The organism is Leuconostoc garlicum (assembly GCF_001998805.1).
Lineage (GTDB): Bacteria > Bacillota > Bacilli > Lactobacillales > Lactobacillaceae > Leuconostoc > Leuconostoc lactis.
Genome location: NZ_CP016330.1, coordinates 1 through 26,402 on the forward strand (window position 1 = coordinate 1; position 26,402 = coordinate 26,402).

Sequence of the window (26,402 nt, forward strand, 5' to 3'; positions counted from 1 at the left end):
TTATGAGCTTTTTGTTTAAGCAAGAAATGAATATAGTATTTATTAGTCAAATAAGAACAACTTTTTGTGAAAAAAATAAAGTGACGCCCTTAAATATCGAAAGTCGGCCCATATGATAACAATAGTATTTAAGAAGAGGTTTCAAATTAATTGTGACCTCTACATACAATTTTTATTACATTAAATATCAATTTTATTTACGAGATTGTCTCTCAAATAAAATGACGGTTGCAATACCTACAACAATCACCAATAGCCATGGCCACAAAATAATTTTTTTCGTTTTTGTTGGTGATGCTTTTTTAGTAGTTTTCTTACTAACAGACACATGAGGCACTACTTTGACTGGTAGTTTTTTTGATGATGAAGACGCTTGCGAGGATGTACTCGAAGCAGATTGTGGCGATGATGTTGATGAGCTGCCCGTTGATTCAGATGTCGCATTAGTTGAACTTGCTGATGACGACGCAGGCTCTTTATCCTCGCCAATTTTAGGAAGACTGCTCGTATCAAAAACCACACCATAACCATAATAGTGGTTGTAACGAATTGCTTGAATGTTGACGTTCATGTGACCATCCAAGCGCGTATCCAAATTGGTCGCTGTGAACTGGTACTGATAATAATCGGTATTGCCTTGCGTTGTCCTTGAAATTGCCGGCGTTTGACCATTAAAATCAGTCACAGATACAGGGAAAAGACCCAAATCATGTGTCGTTTTGATCGTCATAATGACCACATAATGATCCCCATCAATCGCAACCGTTGCAGGCTTTTGAAAGTATTGATCAGCCACCGATGTTTCTGTTGTGCCATCCTTGACGACCCTAAAAGGCACTGAATAAGTGTCTGCAGATACTGTTTGGGTAAGAGTCATGAATCCTAATAGTAAACTAACGCAAGTTAGCATAAACCATTGAAATCGTCGCATTAACGCAAAACCTTCTTAAGCCAAATGCCCAAAGCCAAGACACCTGAAACTAACGCTGCCAAAAGTGGTGCAGTTGTCATCTCGTTAGTAGCCGTGTTAGTAGCTGCTGTGTTAGGCAATTTTGATGTACTTGATAATTGTGCTGTCAAGGGCACGTCGTGACCAGTGGCTTGGTTAGGCGACACATAATTGTTTGGCAGGTTACTTGGGTTGCTTGGGTTGCTTGGGTTATCTGACATTGACCCCGATGGTATTCGTTCAAGATTTCCTAACTTTAGGTCAACCGGTTGCGTCTCAGTAAATGGCAACGTGCCAAGCATCGTCTCCACATGTATTGTTGACTTGAGTGTCTTACCCAATTCAGAAGTTGGTAAAACAATAACAACACTTTGTCCACTTTTCACCGCAGAAACACCGTCTATAACCCAGGTTTTAACCATGTTAATGGTTGCCATATCCTTAAACGTCAATGTAATTGTTGCCTGACCATCTTTAATGACGATATAGGCGGTTGGTGATACCATTGATGCCATCATTGAATCATCTGTTGTACCAGATTTGTACAATTTAGCTGTCGCTGTGTAAGTACCATTTTGCGAGTTTTTGGTAGCTTCTTGTTCTACTTTAGCTTTAGCTTCTTGTTCTACTTTAGCTTTAGCTGCTTGTTTCGCTTTTTCTGCGGCTGCCTTATCTGCTGCCGCCTTGTCTGCTGCTGCTCTCTCTGCTGCTGCTTTGTCCGCCGCTGCCTTGTCTGCCGCTGCTTTCTCTGCTGCCGCCTTATCTGCTGCTGCTTTCTCTGCTGCTGCTTTGTCCGCCGCTGCCTTGTCTGCCGCTGCTTTCTCTGCTGCCGCCTTGTCTGCTGCTGCTTTCTCTGCTGCTGCTTTGTCCGCCGCTGCCTTGTCTGCCGCTGCTTTCTCTGCTGCCGCCTTATCTGCTGCTGCTTTCTCTGCTGCCGCCTTATCTGCTGCTGCTTTCTCTGCTGCTGCTTTGTCCGCCGCTGCTTTCTCTGCTGCTGCCTGCTCGGCGGCAACTTCATCTGGGTCACGTGCTACCAATTTCAAATCCGTTACAGTCAGGTCAACTGGTTGAGTTTCAGTAAATGGCAACGTGCCAAGCATCGTCTCCACATGTATTGTTGACTTGAGTGTCTTACCCAATTCAGAAGTTGGTAAAACAATAACAACACTTTGTCCATTTTTCACCGCAGAAACACCGTCTATAACCCAGGTTTTAACCATGTTAATGGTTGCCATATCCTTAAACGTCAATGTAATCGTTGCCTGACCATCTTTAATGACGATATAGGCGGTTGGTGATACCATTGATGCCATCATTGAATCATCTGTTGTACCAGATTTGTACAATTTAGCTGTCGCCGTGTAAGTACCATTTTGCGAGTTTTTGGTAGCTGCTGTTGTGACCGTTGTTACGCCAGTTGTGTCCGCTGCGACGGAAACGTCCCCGTTCAACAGCACCACTCCCGAAACGGCTATCGTTCCCGCTAACATTAAAACTTTATTTTTCTTCATCATATCCTCCAAATTACGATACTTATCACGCGATAAGCGTTCTTGTGCACAAAAAAAGCGCAGCTTGCACTACGCATCTTCTACCATAACTGAATTATATTACAATGGGCTCAGAAGTCAATAAGCTGACCAATATCTCTTTGATTAGCTAGGCCTGACTCGCACAAATCTTCGATTGCAAAAATTCACGTACTAATTATCCTTAACCATGGCTTGAATAACCATCCACACGCTAACGCTCGCATTCTCAGAATCATCGAACAATATGTCAAAATCAATAGTTAAAAAAACAATAATGTTGGCATAAACAACCTTTTAGCTCCCCTTCTGCTGTGTCGACCACTGGATTATTGTACACTCAATTCCCCTTGATCGTACTGCGGTAGTTCGGTTAACCATATTCTTTAGGAAAACCATTATTGTCACCAATGACCAGCTGTGGTAAACCAGCGCGTCAATTGTTTTATTGTGAAGATGAGATATAGGTCGACCGGCACATAGACACTTTAATTTTCTTCATACTTTGAGTCCATGTGCCAATTTTAACCTAGTTTTACGAGCGTTACCTCCACCAATAGAAGTTTTTTTCTCACTAAATTGGACTAAAACAAAATGCCCGTATATGAATACTTCGTAGAATCATCACTCAAAATTAATAAATACTTTCGACTGTGATCAGCCGTTAAAAACTTGTTACCGAAATGGTTATTAATCTACTGCCCTATTAATGACAGTAAAGCGAAAACACACGATTGACAATCATTGCGAAGATTTTTTCTAAGTCGTTATGTTTAATTGGCGATGATATTTCACCTTATGAGACTAACTATGGCGAGTATGATAAACCATAAAAGCGCCAAAATTGTTGTCACCATAGTTGCTTTTGAAAACAATAATATCAAAAATACAAATAGCAAAAATGAAATAGGGCGCTGATGTCAAGATTGAGCTGTTTTCTTGTTTTTTGTAAGTTCTTCATGATTTAGTTTATAAAGTACATACCGGGCCTTTACATCAGTATGCGATAGCTTGTCGACCCCATAATCATTTTTAAGCATATCACGCATAGCATAATCCAGCTGTTGCTGTTCGCGTTGCCGCTTCTGCAGCGCTTGATGCGTTTCTTTCAGGTTTTGATAGTCTGCTTGGATGTCAGCTAATTGCGCTTTGACTTGTCCTAACGTTTGCTTGAGTTCTTCTGTCTCGTGCTGGCTTTGTAAGGTGGCTTTCTTCATCGTGGCTACCACATTTTTAAAACGATCTAAGTCATCTGGCTTCAGCACCGTCTTACCAAAGAGGTTTTTAGATAAGGCTTGTTTAAACGCATCAATTTGTTTTTCAGCTAAGTCTACTTCCGTTAAGGCTTGCGCCGTGATTTGAAGTACGGCCTGTTTAGCCCTAATATTTTCTTCAACGTCAGCTAGTTCGTTTTTTAAGGCGTTAAACTGATCATTGTATTTTTTGATTTCAGCGACATTCTCAAACGGTAAAGTTTTGTTATTTAGAATACCGTGTTCATAAAAAGGCAGCACCTTTTTTAAATCCTGATCTAAATCCTCATGAAAGGTTTGTAAATCATGGCGTGTGAGCACTTCTTTAGCGGACACTTTATCACGTGATTTTTTACTATCAAAAACAACGGGAACAAAGGCATAGTGCAAGTGAGGGGTTGTTTCGTCATAATGCACGACAGCGGCCACGGCATTTTCTTGACCATAACGTTCATTAAGAAAATTGGTGGTTGCTTCAAAAAAGGCGCTCTGTTGCTCGTAGGGCGCTTCTGCGAGTTCTTCGGGTAAAGTGACTATCCAAGTCGCTAACGCCTTCACATCGTCTCTTTTCATGCAATAAACGTCATTTAAACGCGCATTGAAGCGTGAAAGCATATCTGAACCATCTGTCATCAGATCTTGATTCATATAGGTTTTCGACACATCAATTTCTTTGTTCGTGTGATGGTCGGTTTTACGTTCAAAGTGAACCGCTAAACCAGGGACTGCGCCACGGGTATTTTTCTTTAAATGCGCCATCAAAAATGCCTCCTCGAAAAAGGTTTTCCAAGACCAGTATAACACCGTTAAAAATCTGGTATAGCTTGTTATACCAAAATGATATTTTGGACAGGCTCTGCGAGGCGCGTCATCGACAAGCGATGACCGTAGCGTTTCCCCTTCCTACTGGGGAAACTGCTATTTTACAGCGCCTATTATCCGGCTCGTAAAACCTCCGGCGGGTCACGCCGTGACGGGGCAATTTATCATTGCAGGATCACCTTCAGCGGGAGCATGTCATGCAGAACGCTAGCCGCGTGGGGCAAGTTACTGGTATCTTACAAGGCAGATAAAAATCTACACATCATTTATTAAATGTTTTCACTAAAGTAACCTGTGTTAGTCTATTTTCTCCCCAGTCATTTAAAGCAACTATGATGGGAATTAACGTTTCTCCTATATCAGTTAGTTGATATTCAGTGTGCTTTACTTTACCAGTTAAGTATTCTCGTTTAGAGACAATTTGGTCCGCCATTAATTCATTCAGTTGGTTCGATAAAACTTTTTTACTGATACTCTTCAAATGTTTCATAAAATATGAAAATCCTTGCGGCCCGTCATTTATTAAAATCCATAATATTAATAATTTATGCTTGCCGCTAAACATTGATACTGTAAATTCTTTAGTACAATCAAAATCACCATTACTAAGCTTTTTCATAACAGTATTTCGAAAATAATCTGACATAATAATACTCCCTTATGGATAATAGATATAAAGAGACACTGGGTTACTTTGAAGTGCCCTCTATTAAATTTTACCAGTAAGGTAAATAATATATATATTCTTAAAAAGAAAGGTGTTATTTTATTATGAAACTACAATTAGCAATCGATTTAGAAGATGTCCAAGGAGCCATTGATTTAATTCAAAAGACGAAAGATAGTATTGATATTTTTGAATATGGAACCCCTTTGGTGATTAATTTTGGACTTGAAGGACTAAAAAAAATTCGTGCGGAATTTCCAGATATTACATTACTTGCTGATTTGAAAATCATGGACGTCGCTTCATATGAAGTGAATCAGGCATTTGCTTACGGAGCTGATATTACAACGATTTTAGGTGTTGCCGAAGATCAATCCATTAAGGATGCTGTAAAAGCAGCTCATGAAGCTGGAAAAGAGTTATTGGTTGATATGATTGGGGTCCAAGACATTGCAACTCGTGCTCGTGAAATAGATGCTTTTGGAGCAGATTATATTGGTACTCATACGGGGTATGATCTACAAGCCTTGGGTCAAGATCCCTTTGAAACCTTTAATATCATTAAGAACAATGTTTCTAATACAAAGACCGCAATCGCTGGTGGAATTAAATTAACAGCAGCGGAGGAAATTAAGTCGGCTAATCCAGATCTATTAATTATTGGTGGAGCAATTGCTACAGTAGATGATCCAGCTACAGCCGCAGCTGAATTCAAGAAAATTCTTGGATAAATAGGAGTTTGTTATGAATTGGGAAAGCATGATTTATGAACTAAATAATAATTCGGATAAAAATATTTCCAATGAGTTATTAGTGGTTATCAATTCAACTAATAGAATTTTTTTGGCGGGATTTGGACGGTCAGGACTAGCATTACGGGCTTTTGCTATGCGCCTTGCGCAATTAGGAAAAGAGACTTTTTTTGTAGGGGATACTACTACACCTGCTATTCAGGATAAAGACTTATTAATTATTGCATCTTCATCTGGAGAAACGAGTCAATTAATTCAATATGTTGACACTGCAAAAAATATTGGAGCGAAAGTTTGGCTATGGAGTACAAACACGCGTAATACGATCTATAAAAAAGCAGACTATGTCACCATACTATCAGGTAAAAGTAAGTTTACTAATAACGACATAACACAACAGCCAATGGGAAGTTTATTTGAACAATCTGTTTGGTTATATGGAGATTTATTTGTAATTAACTATATGAATGAATTTAATATTTCCGAATTTGAATTAAAAAAGAGGCATGCTAATCTTGAATAATTCTATATTAAAATTTAAGACCTGCTCCTATGCTATTAGTTTACAGGGCAGAAGAAAATCTGTCCGTAAATCTAGCATAAGAGCATAGTCAATTAGATGACTATTCTCTTCTCTCCATAAATTTTATTCATCAATTATTCTCTCAAAAAAGGCCATTCCCCCAGAATGGCCTTTTTATTGAAAGTAATTATCCAAAAGAATAAAAAGTACTAACACCAAATAATAAGGTATCAGTACGTATGTTAAAAATTGCAATTTATTTTTTCTCAAGAATTTCTGTAATTTGTTTCAAATATTTTTCTGTATTGGTTTCTTCAACAACTTTTTCTTCAACACGTTTCTTATTTACTTTGTTAAATACTTTAACCATTATAAATATTGAAAAAGCAATAATCAAAAAGTTGATAATTGTCTGTAAGAATGATCCATAGGCTACAGTAGCTGTTCCAACTTTTACAGCCATATTAGAAATATCAATCCCTCCAATTAATATACCCACAAGTGGCATAATAATATCATTAACCAATGATTTTACAATTAATCCAAAAGCACCCCCTATAATGACACCCACTGCTAGATCGACGACATTTCCCTTAAAGGCAAAGTCTCTAAATTCTTTCCACATAAAAAATCTCCCTTATATTTTAATTAAAACGCACATACATTATTGTCTTATAAAATCATAAAACTAGCAACGTGATTAGACCAAGGTTTATAGAGCTAGACCAATTAAAAAAAGCGAAATTCACAATATAGCTGTTAACAAAAAAAGCGCTATCCCAACTCGCTGTAAAGATAGCGCTTTTCACTTTGGTTAACACGCATTAAGTAAACCAAACATTGGTCTAGGAGGTTTGAAGCCATTCAATGCGTGAATTAGGGATTAAATCCCGCATGCCAAAACTGTTGTGACGGTTGATCGTTGGAGAGTTCATATTAAAATCATCTTTTTCTATATTAGTATTGTGGGACGTTTACATTTTCATTCCCATTTTTTCATAAGACTGCATACCGCCCATCCAAATCTCAGATGGTTTGACGCCACGTTCTTTAGCCAAGGCCATCATTAACGTATCCATATCCATCAATTTATATTCTTGCTTTGGCTTGGCTGGATCAAATGTTTCAATCTGTGCCATCATGCCACCATCTTCGTGCTCAATGATATGGCAGTGATACATATAAACCCCTGGCAAATCAAAGCGAACCAGCAGCCGAACCGTTTCACCAGGATTTACGCCAACGGTATCTTTGAAACCATATTCATTTGGATACGGCGTATGCCCATTCCGCGACAAGACTAAGAATTGGGTTCCATGCACATGGAATGGATGAACCATTCCAGGCGCATCATTGCTATTGGTAACATCCCAGTACTGGGCTTTGCTAATTGGTTGCGTGGCATCAATCCGCTGCATGGCAAACTTTTTACCATCAATCGCAACACCTTCGTCCATCCCCTGCATCACAACGTGGCGAACTGGCAAAGCCGGGTCAACCACTGGTGCCTTCACATCGAACAACTTATCAGGCAAGGTAGTCTGATCCGGTTTGAACGCATGAATGCGGAACTTTAGCAATGGCACATCATCCGTATATAAGGTGACCTCGTCGCCTTCATGGTATTGGCCAAAATCAACGATCACTTCGGCACGCTCAGCACAAGTCAGCATCAAATGGGTAAATTTGACCGGCTCCGGTAACAGTGAGCCATCCCCGCCAATTTGCGTAAATGGCAGGTCATCGGAAAAATGCAACCGCCATTCACGGCGATTAGCACCATCCAGAAAACGCAACCGGACCTTTTGCGTGGTGACATCAAAATAGGGATTGATTGTACCGTTAATCATTGCAGTTGGCCCAGCAACACCGTCAGGATCATAATCAGCCCGGTAGTCCCACTGGTTGTTCTCATGAAAACGCCGGTCTTGCAAAATGACCGGAATATCGTCAACGCCATAGTTCCTTGGCAATGGCAGGCTGGCTTCATGGTCGTCTTTGACAATCACCATGGCAGCCAAACCATGCCAAACCTGCTCGGCTGTGGATGGGCACGGATGCGCGTGCAGCCACAAAGTCGTCGCCGGTTGTTCCAATGTGAAGTCGATATGCTTACTTTCACCCGGATAAACCGGCGCATGGCATCCGCCATCAACATAAGGGCCACTGACATTAGCCCCATGCCAATGAAAAGTGGTCAACTCAGGCAGGGTGTTTTTCAGTGTCACATGCGTATGCTGACCACGGCGATACACAATCGTCTGACCTAACAGACTGGTATTGTAGCCCCACGTCTTGGTCTTCGCCCCAGGTAACAGTTGCGTTTCCCCAGCCTCTGCTGTCACCGTGTAATAAACGTCGGTCGCCGTCTCTTTATCCGGTTTCAACAATGGCGGCACATTTAAGGGCTTCTCAGTCGCATCACTGACCTCAAGCGGCACGTATCCGCCATCGTGGAGATCAAACGCTGGCTCATCAAAGAAATAGTCCGTATAGTTTTTCATCGTGATTTCCCCCTATGACAAGAATTTTAACACTTGAGGAGGATTTTCATGCAACAAATGTCGCAAACAATGGGCTGGCTCATGCTGGCGTTAAATGTGGTGCTGATGATTCTAATTGGTACCATGCACAATATGGCAGCGATGTGGTTAATGGGGTTCTGGTGCAAATTTTCCTCGCTGACTTGATTTTAGTATACTGGGTGCCAAGAAACGAGGGATTGCGCGCATGAATCACTTTAAGGGACGCCACTTTCAAAAGAACATCATCTTAGTAGCCGTTGGCTACTATTTCAGATTCAGTCTCAGCTATCGTGACATCGTTGAATTGCTTCGAGATCGGGGTATCACTGTTCATCACACCACGGTCATGCGTTGGGTTCATCACTATGGCACCATCTTTAAGGCTCTATGGCGTCGGCATCAAACAGCTCACGCTAAAAGTTGGCGGATCGATGAGACCTATATTCGAGTTAAAGGCCGTTGGGCCTATTTGTATCGCGCTATTGACAGTAACGGTTTGACCATGGATTTTGAGCTACGAAAACACCGCGATTATACCGCATCCTATCACTTTTTGAAGCGTCTCTTGACGACCAATGGTCGGCCTGATCGATTAGTCACTGATCAATATCGGGCAATACTGAAAGCAGTGAAGCACCTGATAAAGCAAGACTATTTGAGCAAATCAGCCCACCAATGTTCCAAATATCGAAATAATTTGATTGAACAGGACCACCGATTCATTAAACGTCATCGTGTCCGCTCAGCAAGCTTTCAAAGCATTCGAACCGCTAGTGCAACGTTGAGCGGTGTGGAAATTGTTCACGCAATACGCAAAAGAACCCGACGAGAGTTAAGTCTCATCGGGTTCTCAGTCGTGGACGAATTAGAAGCATTGTTAGCTGCATAACCTTCAACATAGGATCAATAGCTGGTTGCATTTATTTAAAAAAGACTTGACAAGAATGGTTTACAATAGTAAACTTATCTCAAACATTTACGTTTACGCATGTAGACAATAAGGAGGGAAAGAGAATGAGTACAATAGTAGTTAACCCTCATATCACAGATGCTGAATGGGAAGTTATGCGTGTAGTCTGGGCGAATGGTCGAGTGACTAGTAAAGAAATCATCTCCATATTGAAAGAAAAAATGGACTGGAAACAAGCCACTATCAAAACGCTCTTAGGTCGACTGGTTGAAAAAGGCGTACTAAATACAGAGCAAGAAGGTAGAAAATTTATTTATACTACCAATATTGAAGAGAAAGAAGCCGTAGGAAATTATACAGACGATATTTTCAACCGTATTTGTCGAAAGAATGTCGGGAATGTAGTAGGGAGTATCATTGAAGATCATGTCTTAAGCTTCGATGATATCCAGCGACTAGAAGAAATATTAGAGATGAAAAAAGCTTTCGCAGTAGAAGAAGTGGATTGTCAGTGTACAGAAGGGCAATGCGAATGCCATTTACATCATCATGGAGAATAAGTAGCGAAAAAATTGGAGAATAAATCGTTTGCCATAGAAGGTATGACCTGTGCGTCTTGTGCGCAGACAGTAGAAAAAGCGGCAAAAAAAGTACGTGGGGTCACACAGGCTTCCGTGAACCTAGCAACAGAAAAGTTGAGTATAGAATACAATGAACCAACTTTTTCGGTAGAAAATCTACAAAAAGCGGTGGATAATTCAGGGTATGAACTGATTGCCCAAGAGGGAAAGACGCAAACCTTTGCAATTTAAGGGGTTGAATCTGTAGAGGTTGATTTAGCGCCTAAAAAAGCAGTACTTGAAAGTCAAACAGAGATTGATACCGAAACGCTCAATGCTGCTTTAGCAGAAACTAACTATTCAGTATTAAGTGCATAAAGTACGAATACCATTTATTCATAGATAGTAGATAGAGATAAAGTATAGAACCCTTTTCATGATAATTATATGCAGTGTTAGATGAGAAAGTTCTAAAACTTTAAAATCAGTCTCTAATGTAATAAGGAGGAATTAAAAATGAGGAATAACAAACAACATTCGTCACATAGTCATCATAATCACGGCGACATGGAACACTCAAAACACGACCATAATGAAATGGATCATAGTGCGATGGGTCATTGCGCAATGGGAGGGCATGCCCACCACCATCACGGCGACATGGATCACTCAAAACACGACCATAATGAAATGAAACATAGTCAGATGGATCACAGCAAGATGGATCACAGTGAAATAGATCATGGCGCAATGGGAGGGCATGCCCACCACCATCACGGCGACATGGATCACTCAAAACACGACCATAATGAAATGAAACATAGTCAGATGGATCACAGCAAGATGGATTACAGTGAAATGGATCATGGCGCAATGGGAGGGCATGCCCACCACCATCACGGTAGCTTTAAGGATATTTTCTTGAAGTCACTCCCATTAGGAATTGCAATCTTACTCATTACTCCTTTAATGGGTATTCAGTTGCCTTTCCAAATTATCTTTCCTTATGCAGACGTTGTAGCAGCTGTATTGGCAACAATTCTATACATTTTTGGCGGAAAACCATTCCTCATGGGTGCGAAAGATGAGTTTAATTCAAAAGTTCCAGGCATGATGTCCTTGATTACTTTGGGAATAACGGTTTCTTATGCCTATAGTGTTTACGCAGTGGCCGCTCGATATGTGACCGGAGAACCTGTCATGGACTTCTTCTTTGAGTTTACAACGTTAATTTTAATCATGTTATTAGGACACTGGATTGAAATGAAGGCATTGGGTGAAGCAGGGAACGCGCAAAAAGCATTGGCTGAGTTGGTGCCGAAAGATGCTCATGTTGTTTTAGAAGACGATTCGATTGAGACTCGTCCAGTTGCTGACTTGCAAGTAGGTGATTTGATTCGTGTTCAAGCCGGAGAAAATGTTCCAGCAGATGGAACGATCCAGCGTGGCGAATCACGTGTAAACGAAGCGCTTGTGACTGGGGAATCGAAACCAATTGAAAAAAATCCCGGAGATGAGGTCATCGGTGGATCAACCAATGGTGACGGAGTCCTCTATGTGGAAATAAAGCAGACAGGCGATAAGTCCTTCATTTCTCAGGTTCAGACATTAATCAGTCAAGCTCAAAGCCAACCTTCTCGAGCAGAAAATCTTGCACAAAAAGTTGCAGGATGGCTCTTTTATATTGCGGTTATTGCAGCTCTTATTGCCCTTGTCATATGGATGGTTATAGCTGATGTACCAACGGCAGTTATTTTTACAGTCACCACATTAGTTATTGCTTGTCCGCATGCCCTGGGTCTGGCTATTCCATTGGTGACTGCTCGTAGTACCAGCTTAGGGGCCAGTCGGGGATTATTAGTGAAAGACCGGGATGCTTTGGAGTTGACTACAAACGCAGATGTTATGGTTTTAGATAAAACTGGAACTTTAACAACTGGTGAGTTTAAAGTATTAGATGTTGAACTCTTTAATGATAAATATACGAAAGATGAAATCGTTGCCTTATTGTCAGGTATCGAAGGTGGATCTAGTCACCCTATCGCTCAGTCAATTATTAGTTACGCAGAACAGCAAGGGATACGTCCAGTAAGTTTTGATTCGATTGATGTTATGTCTGGCGCTGGTGTAGAAGGTCAAGCTAACGGACATCGTTATCAATTAATCAGTCAAAAAGCATATGGACGTAATCTGGATATGGATATTCCAAAAGGAGCAACCATCAGTGTCTTAGTAGAAAACGACGAAGCAATCGGTGCTGTAGCTTTAGGAGATGAATTAAAACCGACAAGTAAAGACTTAATACAAGCCCTTAAAAAGAACAAAATTCAGCCGATTATGGCAACGGGGGACAATGAAAAAGCGGCTCAAGGAGCTGCAGAAATTTTAGGTATTGATTATCTAGCTAATCAATCTCCTCAAGACAAATATGAATTAGTTGAAAAACTTAAAGCAGAAGGAAAGAAAGTTATCATGGTCGGTGACGGGGTCAACGATGCACCTTCTCTTGCATTAGCAGACGTTGGTATAGCCATTGGTGCCGGAACTCAAGTAGCATTGGATTCAGCCGATATCATCTTGACACAGTCAGACCCTGGCGACATTGCATCCTTTATCGAGTTGGCTCAGAAGACCACACGTAAGATGAAAGAAAATCTTGTTTGGGGAGCAGGGTATAACTTTATCGCGATCCCAATAGCTGCAGGAATACTAGCACCAATTGGCATAACATTAAGTCCAGCAGTTGCTGCCGTCTTGATGTCACTTTCGACTGTAATTGTTGCCATCAATGCTATGACATTGAAATTAGAGCCAAAATAAACAGTTATTTGGCACATGAAATAATTGAATAACCTTATCGTGTAAAAATACAATAGTTTCACAGGAAAGGAAGAGATGAAATAATTTAAAAAATCATCTCTTCCTTTTTTAGTTTATAAGGAGGAAAAATTATGAGGCTGGTCCTTTTAGGGTTGCTCAGAAGTCAATAAATTGGACTATTTTTATTCAGTTACTTAGGCAACATTTGAGATACGATTTCGATTATAAAAATTGATATACCAACCAATGGCTGCTTGGACTTCTGCTCTTATACTAAAAAAATGGACTATTTTTAGTATAAGAGCAGTTGGGATTGATTTGAGATTTTTGACCCAGCCCGTAACCGTTTGTACAGCCAAATGATATTCATTGGCCAGCGAATTAACAGAACGACCCTCGTTGTACAAGGCAACAATTGATGATTTAAATTCAGTTGAGTATCTCTTAGCTTTCATAATAAAAAAAACCTATACTTGATTATCTCGGATTATGTCCTAGAAATAAAGCAATCCGGATTTTCAGTATACGAGCACAAAATTTTTTTATAGGTTAACCAAAATCAATTTGATCTAACATCGTTTCGCGACTAGCTTGGTCTAACCCAAGGTAAGTCAGGGTCATGGCTTCACTAGAATGATTCAATAAGTGCATGACTAAACCAATATTGTAATTTGACTGTGTATAGACACGATAAGCACCCGTTTTACGCATAGTGTGCGTGCCTAAATAGTTGATACCTAATAGATCACCAACGCGTGCCATCACCTTATAAAACTGCTTCTCTGTGATATGGCGATCATGATGGGCGGTTGAGGGAAATAGCCAATCCGAATTGATATTCTGTTGGACTAGCCAATCATGATATTGCAACAAGTCTTGTTGCACGGGCTTTAAATATAACGTGTTCGCTTTACCCGTCTTTTTATCATGAATAAAAGCCGTATTTTTAACAGAGCCATCTGGATTATAGATATCTGATTTCTTTAACGTCATGACATCACTCACCCGTAGCAGGGTGGCTTTGCCAACTTGAAAGATGGTGTAGTTACGGCGACCCGCCCGAAAACTGTCTAATAAGGTGTCCTGCACCATTTTTAAGACGTTAGAGTCTTTGATTGGGAGTACGATTTGTTGCACCATAATATTTTTCCCCTTCTGGTTCCCATTATTATTTGATTTAATCATATCTTAGCATTCATAATAAGAATTCATACATTTGATTATCTCGGATTATGATTTAGAAATAAAGCAGTCCGGACTTCCCATATACATTTTCCCGTAATTAGGTTATTTCTTAAAAAATACGTAGCTATAAAAAAGACTTGATGAAATATAATCATCAAGTCTTTTTCAAAAATGAAAAGCTTATTACATATCGAAATATGTCGCATTATAATAATTTGCAACAGTTTTTGATAATCCAGAGAGTTTTAACAGATACCATGTTTTATAGTAATTTACTCTCGGTAAGTAGCTCTTCGATAAACGTTCCCTTTATCTTCTTTTTTAGAGCTACTTTAGCTAATTTAGGAATTCCTAAATTAGCCTCATCAATGGTTTTTTTATCTCCCATATAGTAGATGGCTTTAAGTAGTTCTCGAATATCATAAATGGAGCCATAAACTTCAGGAACAGCGCGTTCAACTTCAAGCAAAGTATAGACAGATTCCATGGCTGTCCTAATTGAATATTCGGTAGTAAACACGGTGTCATTACTAGGTGACTCTGCGAAATTACCAATAAAGGCTAAATTAACAGACCCTTTAGGAACAATATCTGGCCTATCACCCGCAATTCGGGGCATAAAGTATGACGTAATAAATGGCATAAATACTGGAACGGTATTTACATTGTTTTGGTTAGACAATTGTTTGATTTTGGCCTCAGGGACCCCAAGGTGATAAAGGAGTTCTTGCGTAATTTCTTCCCCAGAACTTTCTACGATGGTCTTATTAACAAAATTTCCTTTGGTATCTGAATATAGTCCATATATCCATACAGTTGTTTCATTTTCTTTTTGTTCTTTGAAATGTGGCTGCCTGTGAACAGCAAAACTCATCAACCAGTTCGAATCGGTTATGGTAATGATTCCACCAGTATTAACTTTGTGATCATGCAAATCACGATTGGTTAGACGTTCAATGTAGGGTTCAATTTCTGGTGATTTTATAGTGGCTGTCGCTGACACGAACCAACTTTTTTCAGGTAGGTTATCATAGAATACTTCTGGATGACCGAAATCATTAGATTGTTCTGCCAGATTCTTCCACAGTGACCAACTACCACCCAACTCTTTTGATATAGGAGCGGGTTTATCATGGCTCCCATATGTTGAACTTTCTGTGATAGAACCATTTGTAACGAATACAAGATCATCACGTGATAGGTTAACATCATCACCATCCTGGATCACGAGTTTTTTGGCAATTTTTTCGTCATTTTCAAAATCTACCACAACATTATTAACTTGTGTATTATAGATGAATTCGACATTATATGACTCTAAATACTTTATAATTGGCAGAACCATAGACTCATACTGATTGTACCTATTGAACTTTAGGGCGCTAAAATCAGGTAGTCCATCAATATGATGAATAAATCGCATCGTGTATCGACGCATCTCAACTGCAGAATGCCACTTTTCAAAAGCAAACATAGTTGCCCAGTACATCCAAAAATTACTTTCAAAGAACTCCTTTGAGAAAAATTCCTCAATAGTCGTCTTACCCAGTTTTGACTCAGGGGTTAAAACTAAATCTATTAATTCTTTAGATTTTTCATCCAAAGTATACAGGCCATCCGTTGGGACGCGTTGTCCCCGGTTATAAATTAGGCGAGTATTAGATGAATTTGGATCATCTTTATCTAGCCAATAAAATTCATCTAAGTAAGAGGCGTCTTCAATTTCTAAAGAAGGAATTGATCGATACATGTCCCACATAGTTTCAAAATGATTTTCCATTTCTCGACCACCACGTGTCACAAAGCCGATATTGGCACGCTTTTCTCCATCTAACGATCCACCCGGAGTAGGCAATTCCTCATATATATGAATTTTTTCCCCGGACATTTGTCCATCGCGCACCAAGAAAACAGCGGTAGCCAATCCGGCCAGCCCTCCTCCAATAATATACGCTGATTTTTGATCCACATTTTTGGGCTTTCTTGGACGTGCAAAAGCTTCATAATTTCCGTTAGAATATCGCATAATTGCCTCCTTTTACTACGCTTTATGTTGATATACTCTATTTTAAAAATGACTCTTGTTGGTATTCAGGGTTAGGATATTCATAGAATCCCATGAACTGCCTTTGAAAGGCAACTTGCTCACCTGAAATGCCACCACCTGCAACAGTTACATTTTTATAAATATGTTTTCTCCTCCTATTAATGATTTGATAGGTTAATTATAGCACTAAGAGAAAGCGCTTTCAAAAATAGCAACTAAAGTGACTGTTTCAGTTTAGTTGCTGAAATCCCCATGAATTAAGCGGTATGGTTTTGAAAGATGGCGGGTTCTTTATTAGTAGGGAAATTTGTTGCATCACATCATAATCCATATATAAATGTGGCGATATTAAGGAGTTTATTATTATAAATAAAATAAAAAACAGCCCCCATTATCTAACCGGTAGATAATGGGGGCTGTTTTAATAGTCTTTTCGAGGGGTTATTATATAATTATAGACCCTGAGTTAAGGAATGTTTTAGTGACCACCTAGGATCATAGTTAACTCATAGCAAAACTCCTGGTATTTTACTTAGAAGTCAATAAATTAATTGGACTGCTTTATGGTGGTAGGTTATGACGTATTTTAAAAAGTAACTTTGTTGGATTCCGTCAGCTTTGTTTGAACAATGCGCATTACAAATTAGTGCAGCGACTGGAAGAATTATTATTAGTGTCACTAAATGATTCACTTAATATACAAAATGAACAGCAGAAATATCTCGTTAATGTCTATATTTCTTCTGGGTTAATCAAATCCTATATCACTTGGTTCAAAAGTAATGGGCGGATAACGGAAGCAACATTAAATGAAACAAACAAAAAGATATTTAGCACACTGATTGCACTCAATTGATTAGTGATGACATTTGGCAACAAATGCATCACTAATTTAGTAGCAAAATTAAACTACAACAGCTGTTGCCAGAGCCAAACGCATCATATCCTGAAATGCAGTCTCGCGCATTTTAGCATCAGCGTACTTTTGGGTCACTAAATTGTCACTCACCGTCAAAATACTGAGTGTTTGAACATGATATTTAGCGCCAATCAAGAATAACCCAGCTGACTCCATTTCGACAGCCATAACACCATACTGCGCCAATTTATGATTATCAATTTCATCATTATAAAAACGATCAGCAGCAAAAATATTACCAACACGCACAGGAATATCAAGTTGTTTAGCAGATTGATGCGCTTGACACAACAAATCAAAATTAGCTAAAGGTGCAAAAGCAATTGATTGTCCAAAAGTGGCTTGTAAGACATTGGAATCTGTTGACGCCCCTTCTGCTAACAAGACATCCCCAATTTCTAACTCAGGTAACAATCCGCCAGCTGTGCCGACACGAATTATTTTTTTGACCCCAAAATCTTGAATAAGCTCTGTGGCATAAATTGATAATGACGGAATTCCCATGCCAGAACCTTGCACGCTAACCCGCACGCCTTGATAAGTACCTGTATATCCAAACATGTTACGAACCGTGTTGTATTGGGTGACATTTGCCAAAAAATTTTCAGCGATAAACTTTGCCCGTAAGGGATCGCCCGGCAACAAGACGACTTCTGCAATATCACCTTGTTTTGCATCAATATGTGTACTCATTGTAATTCTCCTAAAAAACTTGTGCCATTATCTAGCTGCCCACCGAAATTTTCCAAAACCGTTGCCCCAAGATCAGCAAATGTTCGGCGTCTGCCTAACGTTTTCCCGCATTGAATCAGTCTTGGTGAATAGCTCAACAATGGTACCACTTCACGTGTATGATCAGTACCATGAAAAGTTGGATCATTGCCATGATCCGCTGTAACCATAATAAGATCATCCCGATTCATCTTGCCTAACACATCACCAAGTTCTTGATCAAATGCCATCAAAGCATGTCCAAAACCAATCGGATCTCTGCGATGCCCGTACATAGCATCAAAATCGACTAAATTAGTAAACACAAAACCATTAGGTGTCGTGTCCATCACATGCTGCAAATGAACCATGCCGTTGTCATTGCTTTCATTATGATAAGCCGTATCAATTCCCTCACCGGAAAAAATATCCTGAACTTTACCAATGCCAACCACAGGCACACTCATTTTTTGTAACTTTGTTAATACCGTTTCCCCAGTGGGTTTAAGAGAAAAATCACGACGATTGGCAGTCCGTTTAAAATCACCTGCATCATGACCCACAAACGGTCTAGCGATTACACGCCCGATTTGATAGGGCGGCTGATTTACTAAAGTACGTACATATTCACAAATTCGGTACAGCTCAGCTACCGGCACAACGTTTTCATGCGCTGCAATTTGTAACACCGAGTCTCCAGATGTGTAAACAATCAGTCCCCCAGTCACAATCTGTTCAGCGCCATAGTCCCTTAGCGCTTCTGTTCCCGAATAGGGGCGATTCAACAAGATTTTCCGATTTGCAAATTCAGAAATCTTGCTTACCAGCTCATCTGGAAAGCCATTTGGAAATGTCGCTAAGGGTTGCTTAACTGGTAAGCCCATCATTTCCCAATGACCATCCATGCTATCTTTGCCTGCTGATACTTCTTGCATGGTACCAAAATCACCAATGGGTTGACTTTCGACGCTAACACCCTCAAGACCACCATGATGCAAATTTGCCAATCCCATTGCTTGTAAATTTGGCAAATGAAGCCGACCATGATACACATGTGCAACATGCCCAATCGTATCAGAACCAACATCATTAAAGCTAGCTGCATCAGGTGCCGCGCCAGCACCCACCGAATCCAAAACAATGACCATAATCCGTTTAAAAGGCTTCATGCGTGAACCTCCTTTGTCACGTGACTGCATATATTGGGATAAGATTTTTGCGTACCACGCGCCATGACAGACAGCGCAGCATAGGCATTAGCTTGAGCAATTGCTGCATCAAGTGACTCACCTTGAGCAAAATAATGTGCAAACGCACCGACAAACGCATCACCTGCACCGGTGGTATCAATGGCATTAACATCTTGACCATCAACTAGTGTTTCTTTCTGGCCTGCCGTCATCCAAAGCGCACCACGTTCGCCCATTGTCACAATGACATTTGCCACGCCAAATGACAACAAACGTCGCGCCGCAGATTTGGTTTCCTGAACTGTCGACACTGGCATATTGGTAATAGCAGCAAGTTCAGATTCATTAGGAATCAGATAATCAATCATTTGCAAAACGGCTAACGGTAATTTGTGCGCCGGTGCAGGGTTATATATAATCGGAATATTATATTTTTTAGCCAAATGAATGGCCTTAATATTAGTTGGCATGGGCACCTCTTGTTGCAGCACAATAACCTTTGCCCGTTTTATCAAGTCGATTTTATCCAACAATACTTCTGGGGTGAGTTCAGTGTTTGCACCCTGCACAACCAAGATACGGTTGTCACCGTTACTTTCGACAAAAATCGGTGCCACGCCGTTACTCTGATTTCCTGTTAATACACCACTGATGTCAATATGGTTGGCCACAAAATTGGCACGTGTTTTTACGCCAAAGCCATCATTGCCAACACACGTTAGCATTGCAACCCGAGCGCCCAATCGACTGGCAGCTACTGCTTGGTTAGCACCTTTACCGCCAAATCCCATTTCAAAGCTTGGTGCTTCAACTGTCTCGCCTTTATGAGGTAAACGATCAACATAACTGATTAAATCCATTACATTTGACCCAATGACTAATACATCAATATCTTTTACCATATTATTCTCCAATTCCAGTCGTAACCGTAAATGACTGTGTTTCACCAGCCGCAAGATGAATCAAAGTACCTGCTTGACTAGCAGCGTTATACCCATCTGGGTGACTCGTACCTGGAATGGCAAATGCCGCTACTTGTTGATCAGGATTGTGTAACAACCATCTCGTAACAAACGGTAATTCCTTCGTGCTAAATGCTGTAACACATGTTGGTCCATCTGGTAGTGACATTTTAAAAACAGCTCGGTCAACAAACGGACGCAAATCTGTTGACATGTAGACAATTTCTGGGTCAAAACGACTACCATCATCTAGCACCTCAATGACTTCACCACTTGTTTGCAGTTCTCTGTTAAATGCCCGCCAGTCGGCTGTCGGCTTGACATGGGCTGGAATTGATTGTCTTAATTTCAGTGCATTCTCTGGTACGTTAGCTGACATCGTGGCGCCATTAACATAGCAATAATTGAGATGATTCAAATATTGCAACGGCATAGTTTGATAGTTGCTGAGATTAGTCACTTTTAATCCAATATCTATCAATGCTGAAGCTGCGTGCATGATAACAGTATTATGGGTTCGATAATGATATCCAAATCCTTTTACATACTCATACTCGCCGCCAATTATGATATTATCTTGGTCAAATTCTAAATAAATATGGTCAATTTTGGTCATTGGATATTCACCATGTAATGGGTGCTGATCTGTCTCACTAGGCGTACCGCTGGCTAAAACGCCGGATGTAAATTGAAACATACCATACGTGTCAGTCACCTGCGTTCCTAAATAAGGTTTATCAAATGCCGATGCCATTTTCAGAGATAATTGATCAAAAACGGCATCCCAAATCATGAAACCTTGAAAAGGTAGTATCACAATGTAGCCACGATTATTACTTATTTTCAAACCGGCAACGCCTGTATCATATTGCATGGTCGTCACCGTAAAATGTTCATCTTGATAAATGTTATAAGGTGTTTTATCAAATAACTTCTCCGGCAAATTGATTCTTTGTGTCATGCTGTTGTGCCTCTCTTTCTTGCTGTACCATTGTCTTGGCAAACCAAGCGACAACGGCAAAAGCGATTAAATCAATACTGAAACTTGTAGACATATCCGTCAGATCGGCGACAGCACCCTGTATCACTGGTAAAATGGCGCCGCCAACAATACTCATAACCAAAATAGCACCGGCTGTCTCACGATGAGTTGGCACCTGAACCGTCTTAAGCGTTTCCGAATAAATAGTTGCCCAACCCGGTCCAAACAAGCCACTCACTAGCACTAAAGCATATAATGCTGAAACATCATGTACCAATGTGACGTAGAGCAACGCCACAATACCCATCACACCATACGACAGAAGAACATGACCTGCACCAAATTTTGGTATTAACAAGTTGGCAATAAATTTACCAACAAAGAAAGCAACGTAAGCATAAATCATAAAATTACTAGCATATCGTTCATTAAAATGGCTATTCAACGTCAAAGCAAGTCGAATTGTAAAGCTCCAAACCGCTGTTTGCATACCAACATAGAAAAATTCAACCAAAATACCTTTTTTAAAAGGCTTGTTTTGCCATAAGTACTTGAGTGTGTCCAGAAGCTTTGCATTTGGTTGCCCAACAGTTAGTGATTGCTGCCTTTTCTTTGGGTATTGTGTCAAAACCAAGATGATAAAAGCGACCCCCAACACCACAAGTAAGAATTGATAAGGCAACAATGTGTGTGCCAAAGCTTTGTGCCCAAATGAGAGCTTTTCGCTGGCGTTCATTCCTGCCATCTGTTGCGCCAAGCTTTTCCCATTGCCAAAAATAAGATATTTTCCCAATATAATACCTAAAATCGATCCCACAGGATAAAATGTTTGCGAGATATTGAGTCTCAGAGTGGCATGTTGCTTAGGACCTAACAAGCTAGAATAAGTATTGGCACTAGTTTCCAAAAAACTTAATCCTGTTGCCAAAACAAATATTGCAATCAAAAATACGCTATATGTACCCATTTGACTGGCTGGAAAGAATAATAACGACCCAACCATATACAGTCCGAGTCCAATTAAAATTGAAACTTTATAACTCGTTCTTTGAATCACGCGACTGGCTGGAATAGCCAATACAAAATAGCCCAAGTAAAATGCACTTTGTACAAATGCGCTGGCAACATTTGACAGCGTAAACACTGCTTTAAATTGCGTAATTAAAATATCGTTCAAACTAGCTGCAGCACCCCATAATGGAAACATGAGTGATAGTAAAATAAACTGAAAAGGTGGTGTTTTATTCAGGTAGCCATCTGCCTGAACAACTGCTTTTGTTTTAAATATTGTCATTATTTTCTCCTCCAATGTCACTATTTACATAGTTTACATAGCATAGTTGATCTTTTGAGAGAGTACAATGACAATAATTGTCTTCACAAACATTTGTTCGCAATTCATCGCACTGATGTTCCTGACGAGCCGATCATGATTGCATATTTTTTTCACAAAGTGTTGACATGCTATTGTTCATTTCCTCATATTTACGGGAATAATAACGATGATATCTAACTTATTAACCCTTTCATTATCATTATATTATCTTGTTAATAAACGATTGGCGCACCCAAATATTGACATTAAAAAAAGGCATATCTCTATTAAGACGGCTTTGTGCATCAATTCACATTATAATAGAAAAATTCTTCTTTATTTTTGAACAATTTTCAACTTATATTTTTAAACGTTCGTTTTTCAGCTAATTATAGATTTAAAAAAAGACAGATTTAGTTCATCATAAATTAAATCTGTCTTTTCAACTCATTTATTGGATTCGTTGTTATTTTTTCTTTTCAAGAGTGTTGCTCTTATACTAAAAAAATGGACTATTTTTATTCAGTCCGTAAAATGTGCTCAGAAGTCAATAAATTGGACTATTTTTATTCAGTTAATTAGGCGACATTTGAAATGACCAGATGGTACAATAATTAGGCAAGCAAGTTAAGGCGTTGGTGAGTCCAATAGCAGGGGGTGATGCTTATGTATTTAACCTCAAGCTATAAGAGAGGATAAAACCAACAATGGTCTTTTTGACCACGGTAATTGTGTTAATCACGGCTTTGATTGGTTTAGCTACTAAGTTAGTTGAACTGGTCATCTTGATTAACAAGTCTAGAAACAAAAAATAGACAAACAAAAACCCCTTAACTTTGGACGGTTCTAGGGGTTTATGTTTGTCTAAAAACGTAAATAATACCACCAACGCCTGAGCGGGCTTGTGTTTAAAAGGCTCATGTTCCTAGCATGGGTCTTTTTTAGTACCCTTATTATAACACGATTTATTAAAACATACATAACTAATACTTTACTGACACAACGAACCTACTATGCTAATCTAGGTCAACATAATTATAAGTTTCAATAAAATATTTTTTAATAAGGTATATACATTTGAATTTCAAAAAAGGCGACATAACTTAACAGTTGTGTCGCCTTTTTTTATAGCCTATAATTAAAGGGATTGTAGAGCGTCATAACTTAATGACGTAAGTGACAGAGAAAATGAGGTTAGTACAATGAAATATGGCTATGCTCGTGTAAGTACAAGTGATCAAAAATTGGAAAATCAGATTTCTATTCTGGAAGAAGCTGGTACTGAAAAAATTTATCAAGAAAAATTTACAGGAACAACAACTAAACGTCCAGAGTTTAAAAAATTAATCCAACAGCTAACGTCTGGAGATATGTTGATTGTGACTAAGCTAGATCGCTTTGCTAGAAATACACGTGAAGCACTTGAAATTATTCAAGACTTATTTGAACGAGGAATCAAGGTTAATATATTAAACATGGGACTGATTGACAGTACACCAACTGGTCAGCTTATATTTACAATATTTAGTGCATTTGCGCAATTTGAGCGTGATATGATCGTGACGCGTACCCAAGAAGGGAAAAATTATGCTAAGCAAAATGACCCGAACTTTAAGGAGGGGCGTCCAAGAACATATAGTGATGAACAGATTAATTTTGCTTATGAATTACGAGAACAGGGTATGACATACAAAATGATTTATCGAAAAACAGGAATCAGTATTCGGACGCAGCAAAGACGATTTAGAGAGTTGAAGAAAGAATAGAAAATACGAGTTTAGGTTTTATTAGAATGCTATCTAAAAACTGTTAAATGGTAATATGGTACAATAATTAGGCAAGCAAGTTAAGGCGTTGGTGAGTCCAATAGCAGGGGGTGGTGCTTATGTATTTAACCTCATGTTATAAGAGAGGATAAAACCAACAATGGTCTTTTGGACCGCGGTAATTGTGTTAATTACGGCTTTGTTTGGATTGGCTACTAAAGTAGTTGAACTAATCAAAGAGATTAACAAGCCTAAAAAATAGGCAAACAAAAACCCCTTAACTTTGAGAGGTAATAGGGGTTTAAGTTATTTTAAATTTAAACAATATCATCAACGCCTGAGCGGGCTTGTGATTTAAAGGCATGTGTCTCTATCACATGCCTTTTTTGGTTACATTTATTATAACACGATTTGCTAAAACATACATAATTAACAACCCATAACTGATATAAATATCTACTATGCCCATATTGGTTAACATAATTACTACTATCGAACGTAACGCTGTGACAGGCTTTATCAGGGGTTGTTTTTCCTTGTGAAATCGGAAAATTCACAAACTCGCTAATTTTGCATTTTTCACAAAGTTACAATTTTTAGACCAATTTTCAATTAGTTATTTTTTTCTACTGTTTCTATGCTAGATTTGATAATCTTTTTTTCTGCTATTGGCAATTCAGAAATGTATTCTTCGACAATATCGTTGATTACTTCATATATTTTTTTGCTTTGAAGTGTTGCAATTGTACTAATGGCCGTGTGTGTGTTTAGTGGAAGTCGAATGGATTTAGGAAGTTCTTTGCTCGTTAATCTTTTGTTGGGTAGTTTGAGTAGATCTTCAGGCATTGTGCGGGTTGTTTCATCAGCAATTTCTGGAGTTATGTTTTCTGGTCGTTCTGTACGCTTTTTTCGAAATGCTCCTAATCCGATTTCTTCTGTCATATTAATTATCTCCTATTAGTTAAAAATGTTAATACGTTCAAGTAGTTCATTAATTAGTTCACTATAAATTGCATGTACACGTTTATCGTGTATGTCTTTTATATTATCTGTTATACCTGTTCTATCAAAACGTTTGAGTCGATTCATTTGTTTAATGTGTGTATTGAATAAATTATTCTTTCCAAAGATTTCAGTAGCGTCTTGTAACACGTCTAAATCGAGTTCTGAACCGTTCTGTTGTAGGACTGGTAAAATTCCGAGTAAATCAATATTTAACTTATAGTCATCTTGTAATTGTAGTAAGTGATCAATATATTTTTCTGCACCTTTTAAAGCTCTTTCTTGTGTTTGTAAAATAACAATCACAAAATCACTAGCAACCAGTGCATTATCAGTAAATTTGTTTAATTGCGGTGGAATATCTAGGAATACGAAATCGTATTTTTCTTTTATTTTTTCTATAAAGGTTGATAAGTGATGATCTTGAGAAAAATCATCTGAAAAATTTTCATAAAGGTAGTGTTCGTATTGTTGTAGATCAGAATATGAAGGTAATAAGTCTAAATTGTCTTTTACAGTGATTAATGCTTCATCTGGATTGTTATTTTTTATGGATTCAAATAAAGTCTCTTTAAATACTGGTTTTTTCTTATAGATATTAGTCATTGTATTTAGGAGTAAATCAGTTGCATTAGCTTGTGGATCTAAATCAATGAGTAATACTTTTTTATCCAATTTTGATAAAGTATACGAGAGCATTACTGAATTGGTGGTTTTTCCTACTCCGCCTTTGAAATTACCAGTAGTAATAACGTATGTCATAAAAAATCTCCTTTTATAAAGATATAAAAATATAAATTTATACTTTTATAAAAATATAAATTTATAAATTTATATTTTTATATTTTAATTGTCTGCAGGTTGCACATCTTGAAAACATTAGGTTTTTCTCGATTTATAAATTTATAATATCATAAATTTATAAGATTAGCAATTTATAAAAATATAACTTTATAAAAATATAACTTTATAAAAGATTTGGATACGTGACAACTTTATAAAGTTGTTGACAT

At 38.8% G+C, this 26,402-nt stretch carries 22 protein-coding genes and 3 pseudogenes; 9 read left to right on the plus strand and 16 right to left on the minus strand.

Annotated features, from left to right (window positions below; translation table 11 throughout):
• Positions 1-193: 193 nt before the first annotated feature.
• The 4 genes and pseudogenes from A9176_RS08415 to A9176_RS08430 form a co-directional block, all read right to left on the minus strand.
• Positions 194-877: an NEAT domain-containing protein gene (locus A9176_RS08415; protein WP_242943248.1), complete on the minus strand. Its 684-nt coding sequence runs from the start codon at positions 875-877 to the stop codon at positions 194-196.
• Between the two features lie 53 nt (positions 878-930).
• On the minus strand, positions 931-2,463 hold the full coding sequence (locus A9176_RS08420) for an NEAT domain-containing protein (protein WP_242943249.1): 1,533 nt from the start codon (positions 2,461-2,463) through the stop codon (positions 931-933).
• 938 nt (positions 2,464-3,401) lie between these two features.
• Positions 3,402-4,490, minus strand: a pseudogene (gene mobV / locus A9176_RS08425) (MobV family relaxase); the annotation flags it as partial.
• Positions 4,491-4,815: 325 nt separating this feature from the next.
• The gene (locus A9176_RS08430) at positions 4,816-5,199 is read right to left on the minus strand and encodes a winged helix-turn-helix transcriptional regulator (protein WP_077283304.1); all 384 of its coding nucleotides are present in this window, start codon (positions 5,197-5,199) and stop codon (positions 4,816-4,818) included.
• 125 nt (positions 5,200-5,324) lie between these two features.
• Here A9176_RS08430 and hxlA point away from each other — a divergent pair, with 125 nt between their 5' ends.
• Both hxlA and hxlB read left to right on the plus strand, forming a co-directional pair.
• Positions 5,325-5,951, plus strand: coding sequence for a 3-hexulose-6-phosphate synthase (gene hxlA / locus A9176_RS08435; RefSeq protein WP_077283306.1), 627 nt, complete (start codon positions 5,325-5,327; stop codon positions 5,949-5,951).
• A 13-nt stretch (positions 5,952-5,964) separates the two neighbouring features.
• Entirely contained in the window at positions 5,965-6,495 is a 531-nt protein-coding gene (gene hxlB / locus A9176_RS08440; protein WP_077283308.1) for a 6-phospho-3-hexuloisomerase, read from the plus strand.
• 256 nt (positions 6,496-6,751) lie between these two features.
• On the opposite strand, the gene mscL is transcribed toward hxlB, so the two are convergent.
• Both mscL and A9176_RS08450 read right to left on the minus strand, forming a co-directional pair.
• Positions 6,752-7,120, minus strand: a complete 369-nt coding sequence (gene mscL / locus A9176_RS08445) for a large conductance mechanosensitive channel protein MscL (protein ID WP_077283310.1) — start codon at positions 7,118-7,120, stop codon at positions 6,752-6,754.
• 349 nt (positions 7,121-7,469) lie between these two features.
• On the minus strand, positions 7,470-8,999 hold the full coding sequence (locus tag A9176_RS08450; protein ID WP_077283312.1) for a multicopper oxidase family protein: 1,530 nt from the start codon (positions 8,997-8,999) through the stop codon (positions 7,470-7,472).
• Between the two features lie 48 nt (positions 9,000-9,047).
• Here A9176_RS08450 and A9176_RS08825 point away from each other — a divergent pair, with 48 nt between their 5' ends.
• The 6 genes and pseudogenes from A9176_RS08825 to A9176_RS08470 all read left to right on the plus strand — a co-directional run bounded on the left by A9176_RS08825 (position 9,048) and on the right by A9176_RS08470 (position 13,310).
• The gene (locus A9176_RS08825; protein WP_198150946.1) at positions 9,048-9,185 is read left to right on the plus strand and encodes a hypothetical protein; all 138 of its coding nucleotides are present in this window, start codon (positions 9,048-9,050) and stop codon (positions 9,183-9,185) included.
• Positions 9,186-9,225: 40 nt separating this feature from the next.
• The gene (locus A9176_RS08455) at positions 9,226-9,909 is read left to right on the plus strand and encodes an IS6 family transposase (RefSeq protein ID WP_077283314.1); all 684 of its coding nucleotides are present in this window, start codon (positions 9,226-9,228) and stop codon (positions 9,907-9,909) included.
• Positions 9,910-10,034: 125 nt separating this feature from the next.
• Positions 10,035-10,490, plus strand: a complete 456-nt coding sequence (locus A9176_RS08460) for a CopY/TcrY family copper transport repressor (protein ID WP_010001735.1) — start codon at positions 10,035-10,037, stop codon at positions 10,488-10,490.
• 12 nt (positions 10,491-10,502) lie between these two features.
• A pseudogene (locus tag A9176_RS09055) lies at positions 10,503-10,739 on the plus strand (cation transporter); the annotation flags it as partial.
• Positions 10,740-10,742: 3 nt separating this feature from the next.
• Positions 10,743-10,868, plus strand: a pseudogene (tcrZ, locus tag A9176_RS08960) (copper chaperone TcrZ); the annotation flags it as partial.
• A 372-nt stretch (positions 10,869-11,240) separates the two neighbouring features.
• Entirely contained in the window at positions 11,241-13,310 is a 2,070-nt protein-coding gene (locus tag A9176_RS08470) for a heavy metal translocating P-type ATPase (RefSeq protein WP_431739659.1), read from the plus strand.
• Between the two features lie 194 nt (positions 13,311-13,504).
• Here the strand turns inward: A9176_RS08470 and A9176_RS09060 are convergent, their stop codons facing one another.
• From A9176_RS09060 to fucP, 8 genes are all read right to left on the minus strand, one after another.
• A complete protein-coding gene (locus A9176_RS09060) occupies positions 13,505-13,765 on the minus strand; it encodes a transposase (protein ID WP_260361495.1) in 261 nt (86 codons plus the stop codon).
• A gap of 94 nt (positions 13,766-13,859) precedes the next feature.
• Entirely contained in the window at positions 13,860-14,450 is a 591-nt protein-coding gene (locus A9176_RS08480) for a site-specific integrase (protein WP_077283318.1), read from the minus strand.
• Between the two features lie 307 nt (positions 14,451-14,757).
• Positions 14,758-16,521 carry an oleate hydratase gene (locus A9176_RS08485; RefSeq protein WP_077283320.1) on the minus strand — a complete coding sequence of 588 codons (1,764 nt, stop codon included), beginning with the start codon at positions 16,519-16,521 and terminating at the stop codon, positions 14,758-14,760.
• 925 nt (positions 16,522-17,446) lie between these two features.
• Entirely contained in the window at positions 17,447-18,154 is a 708-nt protein-coding gene (deoD, locus tag A9176_RS08490) for a purine-nucleoside phosphorylase (protein ID WP_077283322.1), read from the minus strand.
• Positions 18,151-19,341, minus strand: a complete 1,191-nt coding sequence (locus tag A9176_RS08495) for a phosphopentomutase (RefSeq protein ID WP_077283324.1) — start codon at positions 19,339-19,341, stop codon at positions 18,151-18,153. Before A9176_RS08495 ends, deoD begins: the two co-directional genes overlap by 4 nt.
• Positions 19,338-20,264 (minus strand): ribokinase, encoded by a 927-nt coding sequence (gene rbsK, locus A9176_RS08500; protein ID WP_077283326.1) that lies wholly within the window; start codon positions 20,262-20,264, stop codon positions 19,338-19,340. The genes A9176_RS08495 and rbsK overlap by 4 nt, the downstream gene beginning before the upstream one ends.
• Before the next feature lies 1 nt (position 20,265).
• Positions 20,266-21,285: a DUF4432 family protein gene (locus A9176_RS08505; RefSeq protein ID WP_077283328.1), complete on the minus strand. Its 1,020-nt coding sequence runs from the start codon at positions 21,283-21,285 to the stop codon at positions 20,266-20,268.
• Positions 21,248-22,600 carry an L-fucose:H+ symporter permease gene (fucP, locus tag A9176_RS08510; protein ID WP_077283330.1) on the minus strand — a complete coding sequence of 451 codons (1,353 nt, stop codon included), beginning with the start codon at positions 22,598-22,600 and terminating at the stop codon, positions 21,248-21,250. The genes A9176_RS08505 and fucP overlap by 38 nt, the downstream gene beginning before the upstream one ends.
• Before the next feature lie 1,223 nt (positions 22,601-23,823).
• On the opposite strand from fucP, the gene A9176_RS08515 reads away from it, so the two are divergent.
• Positions 23,824-24,387: a recombinase family protein gene (locus tag A9176_RS08515; RefSeq protein WP_077283331.1), complete on the plus strand. Its 564-nt coding sequence runs from the start codon at positions 23,824-23,826 to the stop codon at positions 24,385-24,387.
• A 612-nt stretch (positions 24,388-24,999) separates the two neighbouring features.
• Here A9176_RS08515 and A9176_RS08520 read toward each other — a convergent pair.
• Positions 25,000-25,329: a hypothetical protein gene (locus A9176_RS08520; RefSeq protein ID WP_004906268.1), complete on the minus strand. Its 330-nt coding sequence runs from the start codon at positions 25,327-25,329 to the stop codon at positions 25,000-25,002.
• 15 nt (positions 25,330-25,344) lie between these two features.
• A complete protein-coding gene (locus A9176_RS08525; RefSeq protein ID WP_077283333.1) occupies positions 25,345-26,151 on the minus strand; it encodes a ParA family protein in 807 nt (268 codons plus the stop codon).
• Positions 26,152-26,402: the final 251 nt, after the last annotated feature.

Coding starts and splice junctions, on each gene's coding strand:
- A9176_RS08415 (WP_242943248.1), bottom strand. CDS start 877: ATGACTCTTACCCAAACAGTATCTGCAGACACTTATTCAGTGCCTTTT.
- A9176_RS08420 (WP_242943249.1), bottom strand. CDS start 2,463: ATGATGAAGAAAAATAAAGTTTTAATGTTAGCGGGAACGATAGCCGTT.
- A9176_RS08430 (WP_077283304.1), bottom strand. CDS start 5,199: ATGTCAGATTATTTTCGAAATACTGTTATGAAAAAGCTTAGTAATGGT.
- hxlA (WP_077283306.1), top strand. CDS start 5,325: ATGAAACTACAATTAGCAATCGATTTAGAAGATGTCCAAGGAGCCATT.
- hxlB (WP_077283308.1), top strand. CDS start 5,965: ATGAATTGGGAAAGCATGATTTATGAACTAAATAATAATTCGGATAAA.
- mscL (WP_077283310.1), bottom strand. CDS start 7,120: ATGTGGAAAGAATTTAGAGACTTTGCCTTTAAGGGAAATGTCGTCGAT.
- A9176_RS08450 (WP_077283312.1), bottom strand. CDS start 8,999: ATGAAAAACTATACGGACTATTTCTTTGATGAGCCAGCGTTTGATCTC.
- A9176_RS08825 (WP_198150946.1), top strand. CDS start 9,048: ATGCAACAAATGTCGCAAACAATGGGCTGGCTCATGCTGGCGTTAAAT.
- A9176_RS08455 (WP_077283314.1), top strand. CDS start 9,226: ATGAATCACTTTAAGGGACGCCACTTTCAAAAGAACATCATCTTAGTA.
- A9176_RS08460 (WP_010001735.1), top strand. CDS start 10,035: ATGAGTACAATAGTAGTTAACCCTCATATCACAGATGCTGAATGGGAA.
- A9176_RS08470 (WP_431739659.1), top strand. CDS start 11,241: ATGGGAGGGCATGCCCACCACCATCACGGCGACATGGATCACTCAAAA.
- A9176_RS09060 (WP_260361495.1), bottom strand. CDS start 13,765: ATGAAAGCTAAGAGATACTCAACTGAATTTAAATCATCAATTGTTGCC.
- A9176_RS08480 (WP_077283318.1), bottom strand. CDS start 14,450: ATGGTGCAACAAATCGTACTCCCAATCAAAGACTCTAACGTCTTAAAA.
- A9176_RS08485 (WP_077283320.1), bottom strand. CDS start 16,521: ATGCGATATTCTAACGGAAATTATGAAGCTTTTGCACGTCCAAGAAAG.
- deoD (WP_077283322.1), bottom strand. CDS start 18,154: ATGAGTACACATATTGATGCAAAACAAGGTGATATTGCAGAAGTCGTC.
- A9176_RS08495 (WP_077283324.1), bottom strand. CDS start 19,341: ATGAAGCCTTTTAAACGGATTATGGTCATTGTTTTGGATTCGGTGGGT.
- rbsK (WP_077283326.1), bottom strand. CDS start 20,264: ATGGTAAAAGATATTGATGTATTAGTCATTGGGTCAAATGTAATGGAT.
- A9176_RS08505 (WP_077283328.1), bottom strand. CDS start 21,285: ATGACACAAAGAATCAATTTGCCGGAGAAGTTATTTGATAAAACACCT.
- fucP (WP_077283330.1), bottom strand. CDS start 22,600: ATGACAATATTTAAAACAAAAGCAGTTGTTCAGGCAGATGGCTACCTG.
- A9176_RS08515 (WP_077283331.1), top strand. CDS start 23,824: ATGAAATATGGCTATGCTCGTGTAAGTACAAGTGATCAAAAATTGGAA.
- A9176_RS08520 (WP_004906268.1), bottom strand. CDS start 25,329: ATGACAGAAGAAATCGGATTAGGAGCATTTCGAAAAAAGCGTACAGAA.
- A9176_RS08525 (WP_077283333.1), bottom strand. CDS start 26,151: ATGACATACGTTATTACTACTGGTAATTTCAAAGGCGGAGTAGGAAAA.